This window comes from Rhizobium ecuadorense, from assembly GCF_001187535.1.
GTDB classification, from domain to species: Bacteria; Pseudomonadota; Alphaproteobacteria; order Rhizobiales; family Rhizobiaceae; genus Rhizobium; species Rhizobium ecuadorense.
On the sequence record NZ_LFIO01001464.1, the window covers coordinates 1 to 265 of the forward strand.

Here is a 265-nt window from a genome sequence, read left to right on the forward strand (position 1 = left end):
CCATAACCCCTTCGTAAACTTCCTTCGCGATCATCCGATTTCCGCCGACCGTGGGCGGCGCTGGTCGCGCATGTACAAATTCCTCTCCTACTATCGCCCGCATCTGCCTCTGCTGCTGGCGGATCTGCTTTGTGCCATCCTCGTCGCTGGCACGGCGGTCGCCCTGCCGCTCTGCGCCAATGTCGTCACGAGCCGGCTTCTGGCTCTACCCGATGCGCCGCAGGCCTTCGGACAAATCCTTGCCATGGGCGGCATCATGCTCGCC

Annotated in this window: 1 pseudogene; it reads left to right on the top strand. The window is 63.0% G+C overall.

Annotated elements, in window-relative coordinates:
• Positions 1 to 265, top strand: a pseudogene (locus AF337_RS30275) (ABC transporter ATP-binding protein); the annotation flags it as partial.